Annotated in this window: 17 protein-coding genes; 10 read left to right on the forward strand and 7 right to left on the reverse strand. The window is 40.1% G+C overall.

The features are described from left to right. Nucleotides 1-1,296, forward strand: a complete 1,296-nt coding sequence (gene tyrS / locus BUW93_RS07125) for a tyrosine--tRNA ligase (RefSeq protein ID WP_081210572.1) — start codon at nucleotides 1-3, stop codon at nucleotides 1,294-1,296. Nucleotides 1,297-1,517: 221 nt separating this feature from the next. Here tyrS and BUW93_RS07130 read toward each other — a convergent pair whose 3' ends face one another. The 4 genes from BUW93_RS07130 to BUW93_RS07145 form a co-directional block, all read right to left on the reverse strand. Then, a complete protein-coding gene (locus BUW93_RS07130) occupies nucleotides 1,518-2,495 on the reverse strand; it encodes a LuxE/PaaK family acyltransferase (protein ID WP_081210574.1) in 978 nt (325 codons plus the stop codon). Nucleotides 2,496-2,576: 81 nt separating this feature from the next. Then, entirely contained in the window at nucleotides 2,577-2,912 is a 336-nt protein-coding gene (locus BUW93_RS07135) for a T9SS type A sorting domain-containing protein (protein WP_081210576.1), read from the reverse strand. A gap of 145 nt (nucleotides 2,913-3,057) precedes the next feature. After that, nucleotides 3,058-5,889 (reverse strand): TonB-dependent receptor, encoded by a 2,832-nt coding sequence (locus tag BUW93_RS07140; protein ID WP_081210577.1) that lies wholly within the window; start codon nucleotides 5,887-5,889, stop codon nucleotides 3,058-3,060. Between the two features lie 94 nt (nucleotides 5,890-5,983). Next, entirely contained in the window at nucleotides 5,984-7,303 is a 1,320-nt protein-coding gene (locus BUW93_RS07145) for a hypothetical protein (protein ID WP_081210578.1), read from the reverse strand. Nucleotides 7,304-7,631: 328 nt separating this feature from the next. On the opposite strand from BUW93_RS07145, the gene BUW93_RS07150 reads away from it, so the two are divergent. Next, entirely contained in the window at nucleotides 7,632-8,315 is a 684-nt protein-coding gene (locus BUW93_RS07150; RefSeq protein WP_081210579.1) for a response regulator transcription factor, read from the forward strand. Then, nucleotides 8,315-9,412 carry a sensor histidine kinase gene (locus tag BUW93_RS07155; protein WP_081210580.1) on the forward strand — a complete coding sequence of 366 codons (1,098 nt, stop codon included), beginning with the start codon at nucleotides 8,315-8,317 and terminating at the stop codon, nucleotides 9,410-9,412. The genes BUW93_RS07150 and BUW93_RS07155 overlap by 1 nt, the downstream gene beginning before the upstream one ends. Here BUW93_RS07155 and BUW93_RS07160 read toward each other — a convergent pair. Then, the gene (locus tag BUW93_RS07160) at nucleotides 9,332-10,396 is read right to left on the reverse strand and encodes a glycosyltransferase (RefSeq protein ID WP_081210581.1); all 1,065 of its coding nucleotides are present in this window, start codon (nucleotides 10,394-10,396) and stop codon (nucleotides 9,332-9,334) included. The two genes, BUW93_RS07155 and BUW93_RS07160, sit on opposite strands and share 81 nt — an antisense overlap. A gap of 66 nt (nucleotides 10,397-10,462) precedes the next feature. Between BUW93_RS07160 and trmB the strand changes: the two genes are divergently transcribed. From trmB to BUW93_RS07195, 7 genes are all read left to right on the forward strand, one after another. Next, a complete protein-coding gene (gene trmB / locus BUW93_RS07165; protein WP_081210582.1) occupies nucleotides 10,463-11,137 on the forward strand; it encodes a tRNA (guanosine(46)-N7)-methyltransferase TrmB in 675 nt (224 codons plus the stop codon). A gap of 6 nt (nucleotides 11,138-11,143) precedes the next feature. Beyond that, nucleotides 11,144-11,767: a LysE family translocator gene (locus BUW93_RS07170; protein WP_081210583.1), complete on the forward strand. Its 624-nt coding sequence runs from the start codon at nucleotides 11,144-11,146 to the stop codon at nucleotides 11,765-11,767. Beyond that, nucleotides 11,764-12,102, forward strand: coding sequence for an MGMT family protein (locus tag BUW93_RS07175; protein ID WP_081210584.1), 339 nt, complete (start codon nucleotides 11,764-11,766; stop codon nucleotides 12,100-12,102). Before BUW93_RS07170 ends, BUW93_RS07175 begins: the two co-directional genes overlap by 4 nt. A 201-nt stretch (nucleotides 12,103-12,303) precedes the next feature. After that, nucleotides 12,304-13,437, forward strand: coding sequence for an Mrp/NBP35 family ATP-binding protein (locus BUW93_RS07180; RefSeq protein WP_081210585.1), 1,134 nt, complete (start codon nucleotides 12,304-12,306; stop codon nucleotides 13,435-13,437). Beyond that, nucleotides 13,438-13,680 (forward strand): NifU family protein, encoded by a 243-nt coding sequence (locus tag BUW93_RS07185; RefSeq protein ID WP_081210586.1) that lies wholly within the window; start codon nucleotides 13,438-13,440, stop codon nucleotides 13,678-13,680. It abuts the gene before it with no gap. 32 nt (nucleotides 13,681-13,712) lie between these two features. Continuing rightward, the gene (locus tag BUW93_RS07190) at nucleotides 13,713-14,774 is read left to right on the forward strand and encodes an NAD(P)/FAD-dependent oxidoreductase (RefSeq protein ID WP_081210587.1); all 1,062 of its coding nucleotides are present in this window, start codon (nucleotides 13,713-13,715) and stop codon (nucleotides 14,772-14,774) included. Nucleotides 14,775-14,777: 3 nt separating this feature from the next. Beyond that, complete coding sequence (locus BUW93_RS07195) at nucleotides 14,778-15,113, forward strand: 2Fe-2S iron-sulfur cluster-binding family protein (protein WP_081210588.1); 336 nt, start codon at nucleotides 14,778-14,780, stop codon at nucleotides 15,111-15,113. Between the two features lie 46 nt (nucleotides 15,114-15,159). Here BUW93_RS07195 and BUW93_RS07200 read toward each other — a convergent pair whose 3' ends face one another. Together BUW93_RS07200 and BUW93_RS07210 are read right to left on the reverse strand one after the other, a co-directional pair. Next, complete coding sequence (locus BUW93_RS07200) at nucleotides 15,160-15,936, reverse strand: DUF3050 domain-containing protein (protein ID WP_081210590.1); 777 nt, start codon at nucleotides 15,934-15,936, stop codon at nucleotides 15,160-15,162. Nucleotides 15,937-16,224: 288 nt separating this feature from the next. Next, nucleotides 16,225-17,400: an acyl-CoA dehydrogenase family protein gene (locus tag BUW93_RS07210; RefSeq protein WP_081210594.1), complete on the reverse strand. Its 1,176-nt coding sequence runs from the start codon at nucleotides 17,398-17,400 to the stop codon at nucleotides 16,225-16,227.

The raw sequence follows: 17,400 nt of genomic DNA on the forward strand, positions 1-17,400 counted from the left end.
ATGACCAAGAATTTTGTAGAAGAACTTACCTGGCGGGGTATGGTTCACGATGTGATGCCCGGCACCGAAGAACATTTGAAAGAAACGATGAGAGCAGCATATGTGGGAATAGATCCAACTGCCGATTCGCTACATATTGGCCACCTGGTGAGCGTTATGATGCTTCGTCATTTTCAGCTTTGCGGACATAAACCTTTTGCATTGGTGGGTGGCGCCACTGGGATGATTGGTGATCCCTCTGGGAAATCGGCAGAAAGAAATCTTTTGGATGAAGCGACCTTGAGGCATAATCAGGAAGCTCTTAAAAACCAACTGTCTAAGTTTTTGGATTTTGAAAGTGATGCTGAAAATGCTGCCGTCATGGTTAATAATTACGACTGGATGAAGAACTTCTCTTTTCTGGAGTTTATAAGAGATGTGGGAAAACATATTACGGTAAATTATATGATGTCCAAAGATTCGGTGAAGAAGCGGTTATCTTCTGAAGCTGCTGAAGGCATGTCTTTTACCGAATTTACCTATCAATTGGTACAGGGCTATGATTTTCTGCATTTATTCAGAGAACATAATTGTAGTTTACAGATGGGCGGAAGCGACCAGTGGGGGAATATTACCACCGGTACGGAGTTGATAAGAAGAATTGGAAATGGCAAAGGCTACGCGCTTACCTGTCCTTTGATCACAAAAGCCGATGGAACAAAATTCGGTAAGACCGAGAGTGGAAATGTATGGTTGGACCCTCAAAGAACTTCTCCTTATAAATTTTACCAATACTGGTTAAATACCAGTGATGTTGATGCCGAAAGATATATAAAGATTTTTACTTTTTTAAGCAAAGAGGAAATAGAACAGCTGGTTGAGAGTCACCAGGAAGCTCCGCATTTAAGGCAACTACAAAAGACCCTGGCTGAGGAAATCACAGTAACAGTTCATTCTCGTGAAGATTTTGAAAATGCTGTGAAGGCTTCTGAAGTTCTCTTCGGAAAAAGTACAGCCCAGGACCTTAAATCTTTGAACGAAGCTACTTTTTTAGATGTTTTTGAAGGGGTTCCCCAGGCAGAGGTTTCTAAAGGCCTTATAGAGAGGGGGCTGGATATGATCGCAGCGCTTTCTGCAGAAACAGGGTTCCTTAAGTCCAACGGGGAGGCACGACGAGCACTCAAAGAAAATTCAGTATCGGTAAATAAGGAAAAGGTAAAAGAAGATTACAGGTTAACTTCAGATGACCTTATAAATGAAAAATATATTATCCTGAATAAAGGGAAGAAAAATACTTATATTATCAGAGCGGTGTAGTAAAAATACAAAACCCCGTGAACAGGACGTCCACGGGGCTTGCAACTAACTAACCAATCTAATATGAAAAAATTTCACTTAGCCTGTAAAAATCAATAGAACTTATTCTATTTTCATCTTACATATATTAAGTCGATGGAATCCCTGAAAATTACAGCTGATTTTAAAATTTAACGTAAAATTTACATTTGTTTAGTTGGTGCTTAATTTTGTACTGATAATCAGAGTATTAGTAGATTACAGCCCCTTATGTCAGAATTGTCAAAACGGCCCAATATTTCTGTTTTTCCAGATCCTGTATTTCTGCCTAAATCCTGAGTTGCGATGAATGAACAAGAGTTAAAATTTGCCAGATCGATAATGTTTATGCCTCCGGTCTTATGTTTTGGAAGTAAGCTAAGGGCATCTTCAGAATCGCGGATGAGTATTTTCATCCATGGTGGCCCCTCAAACAACCCATCTCCGGTAGAATAGGCCTGTGACAATAACTCGGTCATCCCATATTCGCTATGGATAGCCGGGACTCCAAAACCTTTACAGAGAATTTCGTGAAGCTCTGTTCTTATCATCTCCCGGCGTCTGCCCTTCATCCCTCCGGTTTCCATAATAAGGGTATGTTCTAAATTAAATCTGTGTCGTTCTACGAGGTCCAGAAGCGCGAAGGATACTCCAATAAGCAAGGTCTTTTTTCCTCCTGATTCAACTTTCTCCAGAGTTTGTTGTAATTCATCGAGGTTATTGAGATAAAATCCACTTTCAGGATGCTGGCTTTTTTTTATAAGAGCATTGGCCATGTAGATTAGGGAAGAGCCGGTGCGTTCAAGGTAGGAAGGTAAAAGAGCGAGGATGACCAGGTCTTCAGGATCTCCATAAACATTTTTAAAAGCCCGTGAGAAGCTTTTTTCGTAAAGTTTAAGGTCTGTAACGTAATGCTTGCTGGTTTGATTCCCGGTAGTGCCGCTACTGGTGAAAATAATTTCAGGTTCTGCTTGTGAAGATATCAGGCGATGAGATTTAAAGAATTCAATAGGCAAAAAGGGAATGTCTTCCAATTTTCTGAGCTGCCCGGGGCTCTTCTTCAACAGCTCACAGAATTGCCTGTAAACTTTATTATTTTGGTATTGGTAGGCAAAAATCTCGAAGGCCAGAGCCTGAAATTCTGCTTCGCTTTTAACGGAAAATATCTTCTCTGAATACATACACCGAAATTAAGCCGAAAAAATAAAATAAAAAAAGCTTCCGGGGTCAGAAGCTTTATTAATTGTATAGGTTGTACTGTATTATTTTACTACCAGCTTTCTGGTAGCCCTGTTGCCATTTTCTGTGATCTTCAAAATATAAATTCCTGGAGACAGCGTAGAAACATCCATTTCCTTACCCTTTAATCTTGTTTTATAAATGGGTTTCCCAATTACATTATAAATTTCAATTTCCTTTTCCAGGTTAAAGGTTGTGTTGATATAAACCTTTCCATTGGTAACCGGGTTAGGATAGATTGATAAACCATCTATAGAATGCTCTGTTTGACTTTTCCAATACGATTCCTGAGCCACAGCAGGTGCCGAAACCCAAAGAAAAAGTACCAGAAGAAAAGTAAAAAAGTAGTATTGCTTCATTCTTTTAAATAGTGATTATTACAAACTTACAAATTAATTTCAAAAATCCTGCCACATCTTACAGGTATTTAATATTAAAATAACATTAAAAAAGGCTGCCGAACAGGCAGCCTTTCTGGGCTAATTCCAAATATAGGTTCAACATCTAGAATTTGTAACTATAACTCAATGAAATTGGAGTTCCGGGTGTTCTTAGAGAGAAGATTTGATCTTCTGCTCCAAAAGATTGGAATTTACTTTCGATATCATCCCCCAGGATATTGGAAATCTTTAAGGAGATGGTAGAATTTTTTTCTTCTCCAAAAGATTTATTCAAATTAAAATTAAGGCTATGAAAAGGCATGGTGTAAACGTCAGGAACGGTGCCTAATCCCACCAGCTCCAGGGTTTTTCCCTGAGTATTGTAAAAAATACCTGCCTGCCATCCCCTTTCGGGATCGGTGTAATCCAGGCCGGCATTGATAAGAAAAGGAGATTGCCCTTGCAACTGCCTGGTACCGTCAAATTCTTCCCCGGGCCTGAGGTTACGTTGTCTTGACTCGAATTCTCCACTTGGGCTTCGGTCCATTTCTACCCTGGAGTCTATTACAGAAACATTTAGATTTGCACTTAATTTTTTAAGCCCTTCTGTTATAAACCCAAAATTCTTTCTCACTTCAATTTCTGCTCCAATAACTGTTGCATCATTAACGTTTCTGGGTTGGAAGTTGTCGGCTGAAAAATCACTATAGACCGATAGTTCAATAGGATCTGTAAATTTCTTGTAAAAGGCACTTACCGCAAAAAGCTGCGCATCCCCACCATAAAGTTCGTAACGCGCATCAATGTTGTCTACATAGGTAGGCTGCAAATCTATATTCCCAATAAAAGTCCTGTTGGTTAAGGGGTCGTAAATTTGGGCAATTGAAGCTTCTTTAAAGGAAGGCCTTGCCGTAGAACGACTATAAGAAAGTCTTAGGTTACTATCGGAATTAAGACTGTAAATAAAGTTTGCTGATGGAAAAAGATCGGTTTTATCTATAAGGTGTTCGTCCTCCAGGATTAAATCTCCCAGGTTATTTTGTCCTGTATAAAATAGATCGAATTTTTCAAGTCTTAAACCAAGGATTGCTTTTAGGTTTTCGGTTAGATTAAATTCTTCCGAAACGTATGCAGAACCGTTGGTATTATAGGCATCGTAGGTATTGGCGGGTTCATAAAATCCATTTATATAAGACCCTGCCTGGTTTTCGGGAGTCCAGATATTACCTGGCGCCAATACCTGGTTTGGGTCTCCTTCAAAATTTTGACTTATAGATCCCTGAATGAGGATCTGATACTGGTCTATCGTAAAATCTCTTTGTTTGTAGGTGTAGCCCCCGCCAAATTTTAAGCTTGCGTTTCTGCCAAAGAGCTGATGTCTTTTGGTAAGATCTACTTTTCCTGCAAGGTTTACTTCTTCCAGGTTTCTCCAAATCCTGGTAGGACTTTCAGATGAGCTGGGCCGGATACTATAAGTGTTATTGCCTGGGTTGTATTCAAAAGCTGTAATTCTTACATCCTTATCGTAAACACGGGAAAGGCTTGGTGAAATTTTCCACTCGGTAGTCCAGCTGGCATCTTTATTAGTATGCTTTCCGCTTAATAATGCGTTGGTGATAGAGCGTTGGGTATACTCCAGGTTATCTCTAAAAACCTTAATGGCATCAGAAACAAGAACTTCTTCTTGGAAATTACCAGCTGTGGATTCGCCATTTTGAATATGAAGCAAATTGAGTTGATATTTAGATTGTTTGGTTTTAAAAGCAAGACCGGTGAGCCCGCTAAGCAATGCGTTTTCCTTTCCAACATCCCCACTTAATAATCTTGCGGGGCGTAGTTCAAACTCTGAAGTTTCCCTTGGTTTTAACCAGGAATTGTTCTCGAAATCTTCAAAATATTCTGAAGTGTTTTTATAAGAAAGCGATGCAAAATAACCTAGTTTATTGTTTTTCTTACCAACATCATATTGGTTGCCTGCAGTAAAACCCAGACTAAAATCCATATTGTTCCGCTTTCTTGTACCTCCCAAAGTTGGGTTAAAACGCTCGGTTATTCTGGTTAGTGCGGCGTCATTATCAAATGGTCTTGGAAAAGATTGACTTCTATTTACAGGGCGATCTCTTGTGCCATCATCAAATCCCAGAAAATCTGTGTTTCCACCTTCATATTGCAGGAAATCTGAGTTGAAGTGCATCGATGGATTGTAGGTAGCTCCAAGGGAAACACTGTATTCCTCGCGGCTAGGGAAATCCTTGGTAATAATATTCACCATTCCCCCGGTAAAATCGGCCGGACTATCTGCGGTTAGAGATTTTACCACCATAACATTATCCAGAATATTGGTGGGAAAAATGTCCATTTGTAAAGTGTTTCGATCTGGGTCCAGGCCTGGAACGTCCATCCCGTTAAGGATAGATTTCGTGTACCTATCTCCTAAACCTCTTACGTAAACATATTTTCCGCCTTGCACAGAAACACCAGGTATTGTTTTAACTGCTGAAGAAACTTCTCCAGCTCCAATTTTATCGAAAGATTGGGAAGAGAGCCCATCGGAAAGGTTAACGGCATTTCTTTGCATATTTAAGACCGAAGCCTCAGTATCCCTGGCAGTAGTTGTGGTAATTATAACTTCATCTAAAGCCCCGGCAGAAGATTTCATTTCAACATTAAGGCTGGTTACTTCACCTTTTTTTACTAAGACTTCAGTTACTTCTACAGTTTCGTAACCCACAAAGGAAAAAACCACCGTATAGGTTCCGGGTTCAACAGTGAGGCTGTAATCACCTTCAAAATCTGAAGTAGTACCGGTATTGGTACCTTTAAGGCTAACATTGGCAAAAGGCATCACATCGTTTGCTTCTACATCAAAAATAGATCCTGAGATCTTTCCGGTTTGAGCCTGAGCCAGACTTATAAATAAACAAAAGAATAAAACTACTGAAAATTGAGTTTTCATATAAATTTAGATTAACAATCTTAATATTAAATTGCCCGCCCTCTAAAAAGGCGAGCAATTTGAAAAGCTTTATTTGAATTTTGGCTTTAAATTTTTAGAATGCACCACGGAAGCTAGCATAGGTCCAGCCAAAAACCGATAGGTCTGCACCTACAGTTTCCTGGTCCTGTTCTATTGCTGTAGCAAAATTGGTAGCATCGTTTGAAAAATCTGTGCTTCCTGTGGTGTCTTCAAAAATGGACGAAACACTGGTTACCCCTTCCGGTAATACAATTTCCCAGGCTGAGAAGCTTAAGCTTCCATCGGTATAATTTGCAGCAGATGCGCTATCGTCAATTTCAACATTCTGTATATCGTTAAAGCCTCTTACGTATACATTGTTGAAAGCTCCCATTGCACCGTCTCTTAGATCTGCTATTGCACCAGATGGGGCGTTAGCATCTCCAATAATGCTTAGGTCCTGAATGGTAAAAGCTCCTTCAAGAGTACCTTCTGGCCCGTCAATTTCTAAAGCGTGATCAGACTCCGCGCCTTGTATGGCCAGGGCATTGGTAATAGTTCCAGAGTAAGCCATATCTATATCAAGTCCGTCATCTCCTCCAGCGAATACAACAAGGTTGCTCGTGTTCACGGTGCCGCCAAACCATTCAATTCCGTCGTCTACATTCCCAACAACTTCTACGTGATCTATCACAGTTCCTGCCCCAACACCACCAAGGGTAAGTCCATTAATTTCGTTTCCGGAACCAATTAATGCACCTCCGTGACGAATAGATACATATTTAAATACGCCTGAATCATCATCTGCATCGTTACCACCAAATCTCCCAAATTCATCATCGGCTGGAATTCCTTCAATTTGAGATTCTTCAGAGTCACCTTCAAAGGAACTCGGTGCATTTCCTAAAATTAGAACTCCGCCCCATAGTCCGCGATCATTTTCGTCAAGGTTTGAACCTTGTTTTTCTCCAAGATCGATGTTGTCATTTATAGAAGTGAAGATTATCGGTTCCTCAGCAGTACCTTCAGCCATAATTCGGCCTCCACGGGCTACGATAAGAGCAGAAGCTAAAGAGCCGGTTCCTTCCTGGCCTTTAATAATGGTGCCAGGTTCAATAGTAAGGGTAGCTCCCTCACCTACCACAAATTTTCCATTCAATTCCCAAATTATATCATTGGTTAAAGTAAAATCTTCACTTAGCAACCCGGAAAGGTCTTCGTCCTGCGGAACTGCACCATTGTCACCTCCATCACACGGGGCACATGCTCCGCCACAATCTACACCAGTTTCGTTACCATTTTGAATTCCATCGGTACAGGTAGCAAGTTGTTCAATTGGCATATCGTCATCTTCGCTACAGCTGGTTAATCCTAAGGTGGCAATTGCAAAACCGGCAATAATCAGTTTTTTCATAAGTCAAAAAATTTAGTTTTCGTTTCTGTAATTAATTTGAAGCAAATAAACGAGCTTAGTTTAAGCGCGGTCTTAGCTTAAGTTTAAGCTTATGTTATTCTGAAACGTTTAATGTTATGATTAGGTTTATTTCGGGGGTTTTCTTTTGAAAAGGAGAGGTGTTTATGGAAGGAATGTTATAAAAATGCTCTCTGAAAAGACCTGATTATAAAAGCATTTCAAAGAAAATTGCCTATATTACCTTAAGGTTAAGACTTGAGAAGAGGAGATTATTGCATAGGAATTTATACTTACTTTTACTTCAAAATAAGAACACAATTATATACTAATGAAAAAGAGTGACATTAAAATTCTTTTAGTAGACGATGAACCCGATATCCTCGAGATTGTGGGGTATAATCTCAAAACCGAAGGCTACCAGGTAATTACTGCTGAAAATGGAGCTGATGGGGTAAGGCTGGCAAAAAAACACAAACCTCAGCTAATTATCCTGGATGTAATGATGCCCGAAATGGATGGTATTGAGGCCTGTGAGAAAATAAGAAATATAGCTGGCCTGGAAGAAACCATCATCACTTTTTTAACTGCAAGGGGGGAAGATTATTCTCAAATGGCAGGTTTTGATGCCGGTGCCGATGATTATATTACTAAACCTATTAAACCTAAGGTTTTGGTGAGTAAAGTTAAGGCACTTTTGAGGCGCTTTAAAGATGATACAGGTTCTACGAATATTCTCAAAATTGGGGAATTGGTTATAGATCGTGATCAGTATAAGGTAATTAAGGATGGACAAGAACTGATGCTTCCGCGAAAGGAATTTGAATTGCTTTCCCTGCTTACCTCAAAACCGGGAAAGGTTTTTAAAAGAGAAGATATTCTAGATAAGGTTTGGGGTAACGAGGTAGTTGTGGGGGGACGTACCATAGATGTACATATTCGAAAACTACGTGAAAAAATAGGAGATGAATCCTTTAAAACAGTAAAAGGCGTTGGTTATAAGTTTGTGATTTAATGGCGAAAAAATTTAAGCGTTCATATAAATTTGCAGTTAAAACTTCATTATATATTACCGTTTTTCTTTCGGTGGCAGTAGCGCTTTATGCGGTTTTCACTACTGGATTTGAGTTGTTTCCGGTTTTAATCCTGGCTCTGCTCACTTATCTTTTCTCTTTTTTTATTATTCAATACAGGGTAGAACATTTTATCTATAAACGGATTAAAAAAATCTACGACAATGTTTCCCTTTTGGATTCAACAACCCTTAGCCCCAGCCAGGTAACTACAGATATGGCTTCGCTTACCAGGGAGGTAGAAAGATTTGCGGAGTATAACAAACTCGAGATAGAAACCCTTAAAGTGCGGGAGGCTTACCGAAAAGAATTTATGGGAAACGTTTCTCATGAGTTAAAGACGCCGTTATTTACCGTTCAGGGTTATATCCTAACCTTGCTTGACGGAGCGATTAAGGATAAAGCTGTGAGAAAAAAATATTTACAACGAGCTAATAAAGGAGTGGAGAGACTTATTTATATCGTTAAAGATCTTGATATGATCACCAAACTTGAGGCTGGTGAACTACATCTTAATCTGGAAGATTTTAATATTGTAGAGCTGGTTCAGAACTCTTTTGATCTGCTCGAGATGAAAGCTGCAAAAAAGAACATTACCCTTACTTTCGATATGCCATATGACCGGCCCATACTGGTGCGAGCTGACCGGGATAGAATTCAGCAGGTGGTTTCCAACCTTATTGTAAATTCAATTAAATACGGAAAAAAAGGAGGGACCACCGAGGTTAGCATCGAAAACCTTATTAAGAATAAGGTGATCGTGCGAATAACCGATAACGGGGAAGGAATCGAAAAAGATAATATTCCCCGGCTTTTTGAACGATTCTATAGGGTGGACAAAAGCGGAAGCCGAAAAGAAGGTGGCTCAGGTTTAGGGCTTTCTATTGTGAAACATATTATTGAAGCCCATAATGAAAAGATCTATGTAGAAAGTGTCTTTGGGGTGGGAAGTGAATTCTCATTTACCCTCGAAAAGAGCAAAAAGACTCCTGAAGTCGGGAACACCCCCAAAGTCTCTAAAGCCGCTAAAACTCTTTAGGCTTTTTAGCTTTGAAATTTTAAAATCATCCTGGCTGCAGGACGGGGCGATACCAAGCTTTTCTAAACGCTCTGCCAGATACTCCTGTTCAAATTGTCCTGGTGTAGGGATCAAGAATGCCTTTTTTTCAAGTTTGGAAAGATCCAATATACTGGTGTAACCCGATCTGCATACTATGGTTTCACTGGAGTTCAAAGCCTCTTCCAAATCCTTCCCGAAAAGATAATTTTTTAATATCAGATTAGGATTATGCTCTTTTGAAATTAAATTGGATTCATCTAATACACCTCTCACAAATAGGGTCTTTTCTGAAATGTTTTTAAACTCTTTCAAAAGAATTTTTTCCAGAAAGGAACGCTGAGGTTCAGGCCCCGAGAGAATGATCATGAATTTGTATTTCTGCGGAAGATCTATTTTGCTGAACCTGCTTAACAGCCCCATGTACTTCACTTCTTCAGGAGTTTTCTTCAAATGGCCTAAGACCCCACTCAGGTTCCTGGAACCGGGGAGATCGGGCACCCAACACTCATCAAATTTCCTGATATATTTTTGATGAAGTTTACTGCTTAACCAGGTGGTATTTCCCGAGAGCACGTTGAGTTGATGGGTAATGAAAACACACTTTAGATGCTTGTAACGAACTCCCAATCGGTTATCTGAAATTATCCCGTTTAAATTGTATTTTTCTACTAATAACCTGGTGTACTCTTTTTCGGCTTTGATAACCTTCATTATTCTGGGGCTTTCCAGAAACAGTTTCCACTTTAGAAAATTCGGGGAATCGCCATAGTCAATATTATAGGAGGGGAGTTCTTCTGCCAATAACTCGGGGAATTCTTTTTTCAGCAAGGCCAGGGCAGCTCCATCTGAAGCTAGTATGGGCTCATATCCATTGGTCACCAGCGCCTTAATGATGGGAATACACCGGGTGGCATGGCCTAACCCCCAGTTAAGTACAGCAACCAAAATTCGTTTCTTCTTCATATATGTTTTTAATATACTCCTCCTGTTGGCTAATTTCCTTAATTTTGTCAAAATTTCAAACAAGCTGTGGGTAGTAAAAATAAGTTAAAACGATTTAGGGAAAACGAAAGCTTTGAAAATGTTATTCAACCCTCCAGAGAAGTACTGGAAAAGGATGAATTCAGTTTAAAAGGGAAATGGCGAAAAGATTTTTTTAAAAACGATAATCCAATTGTACTTGAGCTGGGCTGTGGGAAAGGTGAGTATAGCGTGGGGCTCGCACATTATTATCCCGATAGGAACTTTATAGGAATCGACATTAAAGGTGCACGTTTTTGGAGAGGAGCCAAGACCGCCCTTGAGGAAAAACTGGAAAATGTAGCCTTCCTGAGAGCTCAAATAGAACTTATCGACAAGATCTTTGCAGAAAATGAGGTAGATGAGATATGGATAACCTTCCCCGACCCGCAAATTAAATACAAGCGCACAAAACATCGCTTAACCAATGCCGATTTCCTTGAAAAATATAAACATATTTTAAAACCCGAAGGTCTGGTGAACCTTAAGACCGACAGTGAATTTATGCATGGTTATACCCTGGGGCTTCTACATGGGCAGGGTCAGGAGATTGTTTACGCCCATCACGATATTTATAAGAATGAATATTCGCCTAAAGAAGTGCGGGAAATTCAAACTTTCTATGAAAAACAGTATCTTGACCAGGGAAAACCTATTACCTATATTCAATTTAGGATAAAATAGCGTCTTTTGGAGGAAACTAAGCTCTTTTTAATCACTTACTTTGCCGCCCTTGTAGGGGTGATTCCTCCGGGGCTGGTTAATATGACTGTTGCAAAAACCTGTGTGGAACATGGGAAACGCAATGGTTTATATGTAGCTTTTGGCGCTTCCAGTGTGGTGGTTTTACAGGCGCTTATCGCAGTTCTTCTTGCAAAATATATATTTGATAATCCTTTTGTGCAAAGTATTCTTTTACGTGCCGGTTTGGTAATTTTTATACTGCTGGGGATATATTTTTTGCTTATGGCCAAAAGACGGGGTGGAATAGAACATACTTCCCAAAAAGCAAATGCCAATAGCATTTTTAAAGGCATGCTGATATCTGTTCTTAATTTGTTTCCTGTTCCGTATTTCGTGGCTATTGCAGGAGCTCTTAACGTAGGGGTAGGGGTTACTTATGACTGGTCTTTGATTATAGCTTTTGTGTTAGCTGCTTCTCTTGGGAGTTTTACCACGCTTTATCTCTACGTGCTTTCATTTATGAAAATTGAAAAGTATGCTGATAGGTTTGCTAAATATTCCAATTATTTTATGGCCAGTCTTATGCTCATCTTAATAATTATAACCATTGTCAGAATCTATAATTTATGATTTCTGAAGAAAAGAATTTCTTTGATAAAGTCTATGAGACCGTGCGGCAAATCCCTTTTGGAAGGGTCACTTCCTATGGCGCAATCGCAAGGGCAATTGGTTCACCACAAAGTGCCAGAATGGTTGGCTGGGCGATGAATGCCTCTCATAACCTGGAAAATGTGCCGGCCCATCGGGTAGTAAATCGCAAGGGTCTTTTAAGTGGGAAACATCATTTTGGAGACAGCAATGCAATGCAAAATTTACTTGAAGCCGAAGGCCTAAGTGTTAGCGAAAATAAGGTGGTAGATTTCGAAAAATATTTCTGGGACCCTTCCTCGCATATATATCCTTGATTTTAATCATAAAACCGGCTTATTACTCCATAAATCAATTATAGGTAAATACTTCGTTTTCTTAGCTTTTCCCCCTATATTTGCGTTTAGAATCAGTCTATATAAGCCTGATTTTTAAAAATCTTTATTTACAGAATTCATTGTAAGGACTGGGACTTTTCTGCGGCAAAGCACAGGCCTTATGCCCTAAATACAATTAAGATGAAATTAGATAGAAAAGATATCCTTAAAGCCCTTGAAACTATCTCTGTTGCCGGTGAAGGCAAAAATATGGTAGAAAGCGGCACAGTTCAAAACGTTATGACTTTTGGTGACGAGGTGGTAGTAGACCTCGTTCTAAATACCCCCGCACTTCATATTAAAAAACGTGCTGAGGTAGATGTGCTAAAAGCTATTCACGAACATGTTTACCAAAAAGCTAAGGTAAAAGTTAATATCAAAGTAAATGCCCCCGATAAAAAGCCTGAAATTAAAGGAAAACATATTCCGGGTATCAGTAATATAATTGCTGTGGCTTCAGGAAAAGGCGGTGTGGGAAAATCTACCGTTACGGCGAATATGGCGGTGTCTCTTTCAAAAATGGGCTTTAAAGTAGGCCTCTTAGATGCTGATATTTACGGGCCTTCGGCGCCTATTATGTTCGATGTGGAGGCTGAAAAACCCCTTTCAGTGAATATAGATGGGCAATCAAAAATGAAACCTGTAGAAAATTACGGCGTTAAGATTCTTTCCATCGGTTTTTTCACCCAGCCAAATCAAGCAGTGGTATGGCGTGGTCCTATGGCCGCCAAGGCGCTCAACCAAATGATTTTTGATGCAGCCTGGGGTGAACTCGATTTCCTATTGATCGATCTTCCTCCCGGAACTGGCGATATCCATCTTTCAATAATGCAGTCTTTACCTATCACAGGAGCAGTAGTGGTAAGCACCCCCCAAAATGTTGCCCTGGCCGATGCTAAGAAAGGGGTGGCGATGTTCCGCCAGGAAAGCATAAACGTTCCTGTTTTGGGATTAATAGAGAATATGGCTTACTTTACTCCTGAGGAATTGCCTGAAAATAAATATTATATCTTCGGAAAGCATGGTGCAAGAAACCTTGCAGAAGATCTTGAAACTCCATTTCTGGGGGAAATTCCATTAGTGCAGAGCCTTCGGGAATCTGGAGATATCGGGAGGCCGGCGGCCCTGCAAACCGATTCCCCTATAGAAGCTGCATTTGAAGAGATTACCAGAAATATGGTGCAGCAAACGGTAAACCGTAACCAAAGCCTGCCGCCTACCGAAGCAATTAAGATCACCACTATGGCCGGTTGTAGTGCTGTTAATAAAAAATAGATGACAAGCGAAGAAGTAAAACTAAATGTGGAGAAGGCGCTGGCTGAAATTCGTCCTTTTCTGGAAAGTGATGGAGGCAATATTTCTTTGGTCTCGATCGAAGACGACAGGTTGGTGAAAGTTCAGCTGGAAGGAGCCTGTGTGGGTTGTTCTGTAAATCAGATGACCCTTAAATCGGGGGTGGAAATGACTATTAAGAAATACGCCCCCCAAATCGAGCAGGTTGTAAATATCGAAAGGTAATCCAACGGGTTTGCCTAAAATGAAAATGAAAAATGATTAAAACCGATATACTTATCATTGGTGCCGGGCCAACAGGGCTGTTTGCGGTATTTGAAGCTGGATTGTTAAAGCTCAAATGTCACTTGATCGATGCTTTAGCCCAACCTGGCGGCCAATGTTCAGAAATCTATCCTAAAAAACCTATTTACGATATTCCCGGTTTCCCAGAGGTCCTTGCAGGTGATCTTGTAGATAATCTTATGGAACAAATTAAACCTTTTGAACCCGGTTTCACGCTGGGAGAAAGGGCTGAGACTATAGATAAGCTGGAAGACGGAAGTTTTATTGTTACTACCAGTAAAGGCACTAAACATCATGCAGCGGTGGTTGTAATCGCCGGGGGACTGGGAAGCTTTGAGCCCAGAAAGCCACCTATTGCCAATATTCAGCAGTATGAAGAGAATGGCGTAGCTTATATTATTCGCGATCCGGAGATCTATCGTGGTAAAAGGGTGGTTATTGCCGGAGGAGGAGATTCTGCCTTAGACTGGTCTATTTATCTGGCTGAGATTGCTTCGGAAGTTTCCCTGGTACATCGTCGCAAGGATTTCCGTGGGGCTCTGGATTCAGTAGAAAAAGTAGAAAAACTCTCAAAAGAAGGAAAAATCAAGCTAATTACAGAAGCCGAAGTGACCGACCTAAAAGGAGAAGAAAAACTTGAAAGCGTGGTGATATCTCACCGCGATAAGGCTTCAGAAAAAGAAATAAAAGACACCGATTATTTTATTCCACTATTCGGACTTTCTCCCAAGCTTGGTCCCATTGCCGACTGGGGCTTAGAGATCGAGAAAAATGCGATAAAGGTTGATAATACGTATGATTATCAAACCAATATCCCTGGAATTTATGCAATTGGCGATGTGAATACTTACCCCGGAAAGTTAAAGCTTATTCTTTGTGGTTTTCACGAAGCCGCAATAATGTGCCAAAGTGCCTACCAACGTATATTTCCAGACAAGAAATATGTCATGAAGTATACCACGGTTAGTGGGATTAATGGTTTTGACGGAAGTAAGAAGGAAGCGAAAAGAGAGATTGTAAAAAGCATAAATTAGAGGATGTCTGATATTAATATCACTATTATTGATAGAGAAGGGGAGGCTCATCGCGTAACTGCCCCCACCGATATGAATATGAATCTTATGGAGGTTATTCGCTCCTTCGAGCTGGCTCCGGAAGGTACCATTGGGATTTGCGGCGGGATGGCTATGTGTGCTTCCTGCCAATGTTATATGCTTAATTTTGAGCATTTACTGCCTCAAAAAAGTTACGAAGAGGAAGATATGCTGGATCAGGCGTTTTTCCTGCAGGATAATAGTCGTTTGAGTTGCCAGATACCTATAACAGAAGAACTCGAAGGTCTGGAGGTAAAAATAGCGCCTGTGGCACCCTGATTATAATGAAAAATTTAAACCGGTTAAGATCCTTCTTTACCGGTTTTTAATTTGAAAAGCTACCTGTGAGTTCGGTTTCTATGCCTTCCATTAGGGTTTGCTGATTTTTTGTGATTATTTCGGCAATTGCTTCGGTGTCTTTCCATTTTTCCATAGACTTTCCACAGAGTATTTCCAGAATTTCAAATGAGGAGCTTAAATCGCTTTCTGCTTCTAAATGTAGGTAGTATTTATATAATTTAAGATCGATTGTTGTTTCTTTCTCTATTTCTAAAATTGTCTTTATTAGATTAAGTGCACTAATTCCTGCCTGGCTATAAACAAATGCTGTAGCTATTTTATGAGATTTTCCTTCTGATATGATATCAAAAATTGTTTTGATAAACCGTTTGATGCGTATGGGCATTTTAGAAGCGGCTATGATGAGAAAAATATCGGTGCCATGACTCACATGTCTAAGGAAATTAGTGATATTTTCAGTATTAGCCCCTGTGGCTGCCATCGCATCAAGATATATCTCAAATTTACTTTGATGATTACCAGAATAATTCCTGGCGCTTTCCTCCTGAAGAATAATTTTGTTTATAAGATACCTGAGGTCGGGATCCCCAATTGGTAACCACGGATTAGTTGTTTTGGTAAATTCCTCTTTTAAGGAATTGAGCAAAGACATGTTTGCCCATACCGCAAAAACCTGGTGTTCCATGAACACCTGTAACTGCTGTTTATTATTAATATAGTGGTGGATGGGATAATTCCTGAAGTTTTTTAAGTCTGAATTAAATTTTTGGTTTATTTCTTGTGTCATTTTATCTTTCCTCATATAGCTTCAAAATTAAAAGCTTAAGTCTGGAAATGAAAATCTTAAGGACATAAACTTCTTAACATCCAATATTTTAGGATATATTCAAATTATGAGAACTCAGGTCAAAAATTCATATAATATTCTGGTATTTTATTCCAATAAATCAAAGGATTATTTGCAGCTGGAAGGGGTTGTGGCAAAAAAGCCAAAACCATTAAAGAGTGAATGTTGCGAAAAATATAAAAAGGGCAAGCGTTGTAAGCGCTGCCCTTGTTTTGATCTTTTGGAAAATTCAGAAATACCTAATTAAAATGCTGGCATTCCTGTAATATCCATACCTGTAATTAATAGATGAATATCGTGAGTGCCTTCATAAGTAATTACGCTTTCAAGGTTCATCATATGGCGCATAATGCTGTATTCACCTGTAATACCCATTCCCCCCAAGATCTGTCTGGCTTCCCGGGCAATATTTATAGCCATTTCCACATTGTTCCTTTTTGCCATAGAAATCTGGGCAGAAGTAGCCTTGCCTTCGTTTCGTAAAACCCCAAGTCTCCACGCCATTAATTGGGCTTTGGTGATTTCGGTAATCATTTCTGCCAGTTTTTTTTGCTGAAGTTGTTTTCCCCCAATTGGCTTATCAAATTGTACCCTTTCCTTTGAATATCTTAAAGCGGTGTCGTAACAATCCATCGCGGCGCCTATTGCGCCCCAGGCAATTCCGAAACGGGCAGAGTCAAGACAGCCCAGGGGTGCGCCCAACCCGCTTTTATTCGGCATTAAATTTTCTTTTGGAACTTTTACATTATCAAAAATAAGTTCTCCGGTAGCACTGGCACGTAGCGACCATTTGTTGTGGGTTTCAGGAGTAGAAAAACCTTCCATCCCGCGTTCCACAATCAGTCCGTGGATACGGCCTTCCTCGTTCTTGGCCCAAACAATAGCAATGTCGGCGAAGGGAGCATTAGAGATCCACATTTTGGCACCATTTAGTAAATAATGATCCCCCTTATCTTTAAAGTTAGTAACCATCCCGCCGGGATTCGAACCGTAATCGGGTTCGGTAAGACCAAAGCAACCCATCATTTCTCCACTGGCAAGTTTCGGTAGATATTTTTGCTTTTGCTCTTCAGTTCCGTATTTAAAAATGGGATACATCACCAGAGAAGATTGAACCGAGGCTGTAGAGCGTACTCCACTGTCGCCACGTTCAATTTCCTGCATGATGAGTCCGTAAGAGATTTGATCGAGACCGGCTCCTCCATATTCCTCAGGAATATAGGGTCCAAAAGCGCCAATTTCGGCTAAACCCCCAATGATTGATTTTGGAAATTCGGCTTTCTGTGCTGCCTCTTCAATTATTGGAGAGACTTCGCGTTTCACCCATTCCCGGGCGGCATCGCGAACCATTTTATGTTCATCGGTTAAAAGCTCGTCAAGATTGTAATAATCGGGAGCTTGAAATAGATCTGGTTTCAT

Origin of the sequence: Salegentibacter sediminis (assembly GCF_002078605.1) — a bacterium.
Classification (GTDB): Bacteria; Bacteroidota; Bacteroidia; order Flavobacteriales; family Flavobacteriaceae; genus Salegentibacter; species Salegentibacter sediminis.

What these genes read in the sequence shown, in the direction of transcription:
- BUW93_RS07135 (WP_081210576.1), bottom strand. Translation starts at nt 2,912, where the DNA reads ATGAAGCAATACTACTTTTTTACTTTTCTTCTGGTACTTTTTCTTTGG.
- BUW93_RS07150 (WP_081210579.1), top strand. Translation starts at nt 7,632, where the DNA reads ATGAAAAAGAGTGACATTAAAATTCTTTTAGTAGACGATGAACCCGAT.
- BUW93_RS07175 (WP_081210584.1), top strand. Translation starts at nt 11,764, where the DNA reads ATGATTTCTGAAGAAAAGAATTTCTTTGATAAAGTCTATGAGACCGTG.
- BUW93_RS07200 (WP_081210590.1), bottom strand. Translation starts at nt 15,936, where the DNA reads ATGAGGAAAGATAAAATGACACAAGAAATAAACCAAAAATTTAATTCA.
- BUW93_RS07190 (WP_081210587.1), top strand. Translation starts at nt 13,713, where the DNA reads ATGATTAAAACCGATATACTTATCATTGGTGCCGGGCCAACAGGGCTG.
- BUW93_RS07140 (WP_081210577.1), bottom strand. Translation starts at nt 5,889, where the DNA reads ATGAAAACTCAATTTTCAGTAGTTTTATTCTTTTGTTTATTTATAAGT.
- tyrS (WP_081210572.1), top strand. Translation starts at nt 1, where the DNA reads ATGACCAAGAATTTTGTAGAAGAACTTACCTGGCGGGGTATGGTTCAC.
- BUW93_RS07160 (WP_081210581.1), bottom strand. Translation starts at nt 10,396, where the DNA reads ATGAAGAAGAAACGAATTTTGGTTGCTGTACTTAACTGGGGGTTAGGC.
- BUW93_RS07155 (WP_081210580.1), top strand. Translation starts at nt 8,315, where the DNA reads ATGGCGAAAAAATTTAAGCGTTCATATAAATTTGCAGTTAAAACTTCA.
- BUW93_RS07130 (WP_081210574.1), bottom strand. Translation starts at nt 2,495, where the DNA reads ATGTATTCAGAGAAGATATTTTCCGTTAAAAGCGAAGCAGAATTTCAG.
- BUW93_RS07145 (WP_081210578.1), bottom strand. Translation starts at nt 7,303, where the DNA reads ATGAAAAAACTGATTATTGCCGGTTTTGCAATTGCCACCTTAGGATTA.
- BUW93_RS07210 (WP_081210594.1), bottom strand. Translation starts at nt 17,400, where the DNA reads ATGAAACCAGATCTATTTCAAGCTCCCGATTATTACAATCTTGACGAG.
- BUW93_RS07195 (WP_081210588.1), top strand. Translation starts at nt 14,778, where the DNA reads ATGTCTGATATTAATATCACTATTATTGATAGAGAAGGGGAGGCTCAT.
- BUW93_RS07180 (WP_081210585.1), top strand. Translation starts at nt 12,304, where the DNA reads ATGAAATTAGATAGAAAAGATATCCTTAAAGCCCTTGAAACTATCTCT.
- BUW93_RS07185 (WP_081210586.1), top strand. Translation starts at nt 13,438, where the DNA reads ATGACAAGCGAAGAAGTAAAACTAAATGTGGAGAAGGCGCTGGCTGAA.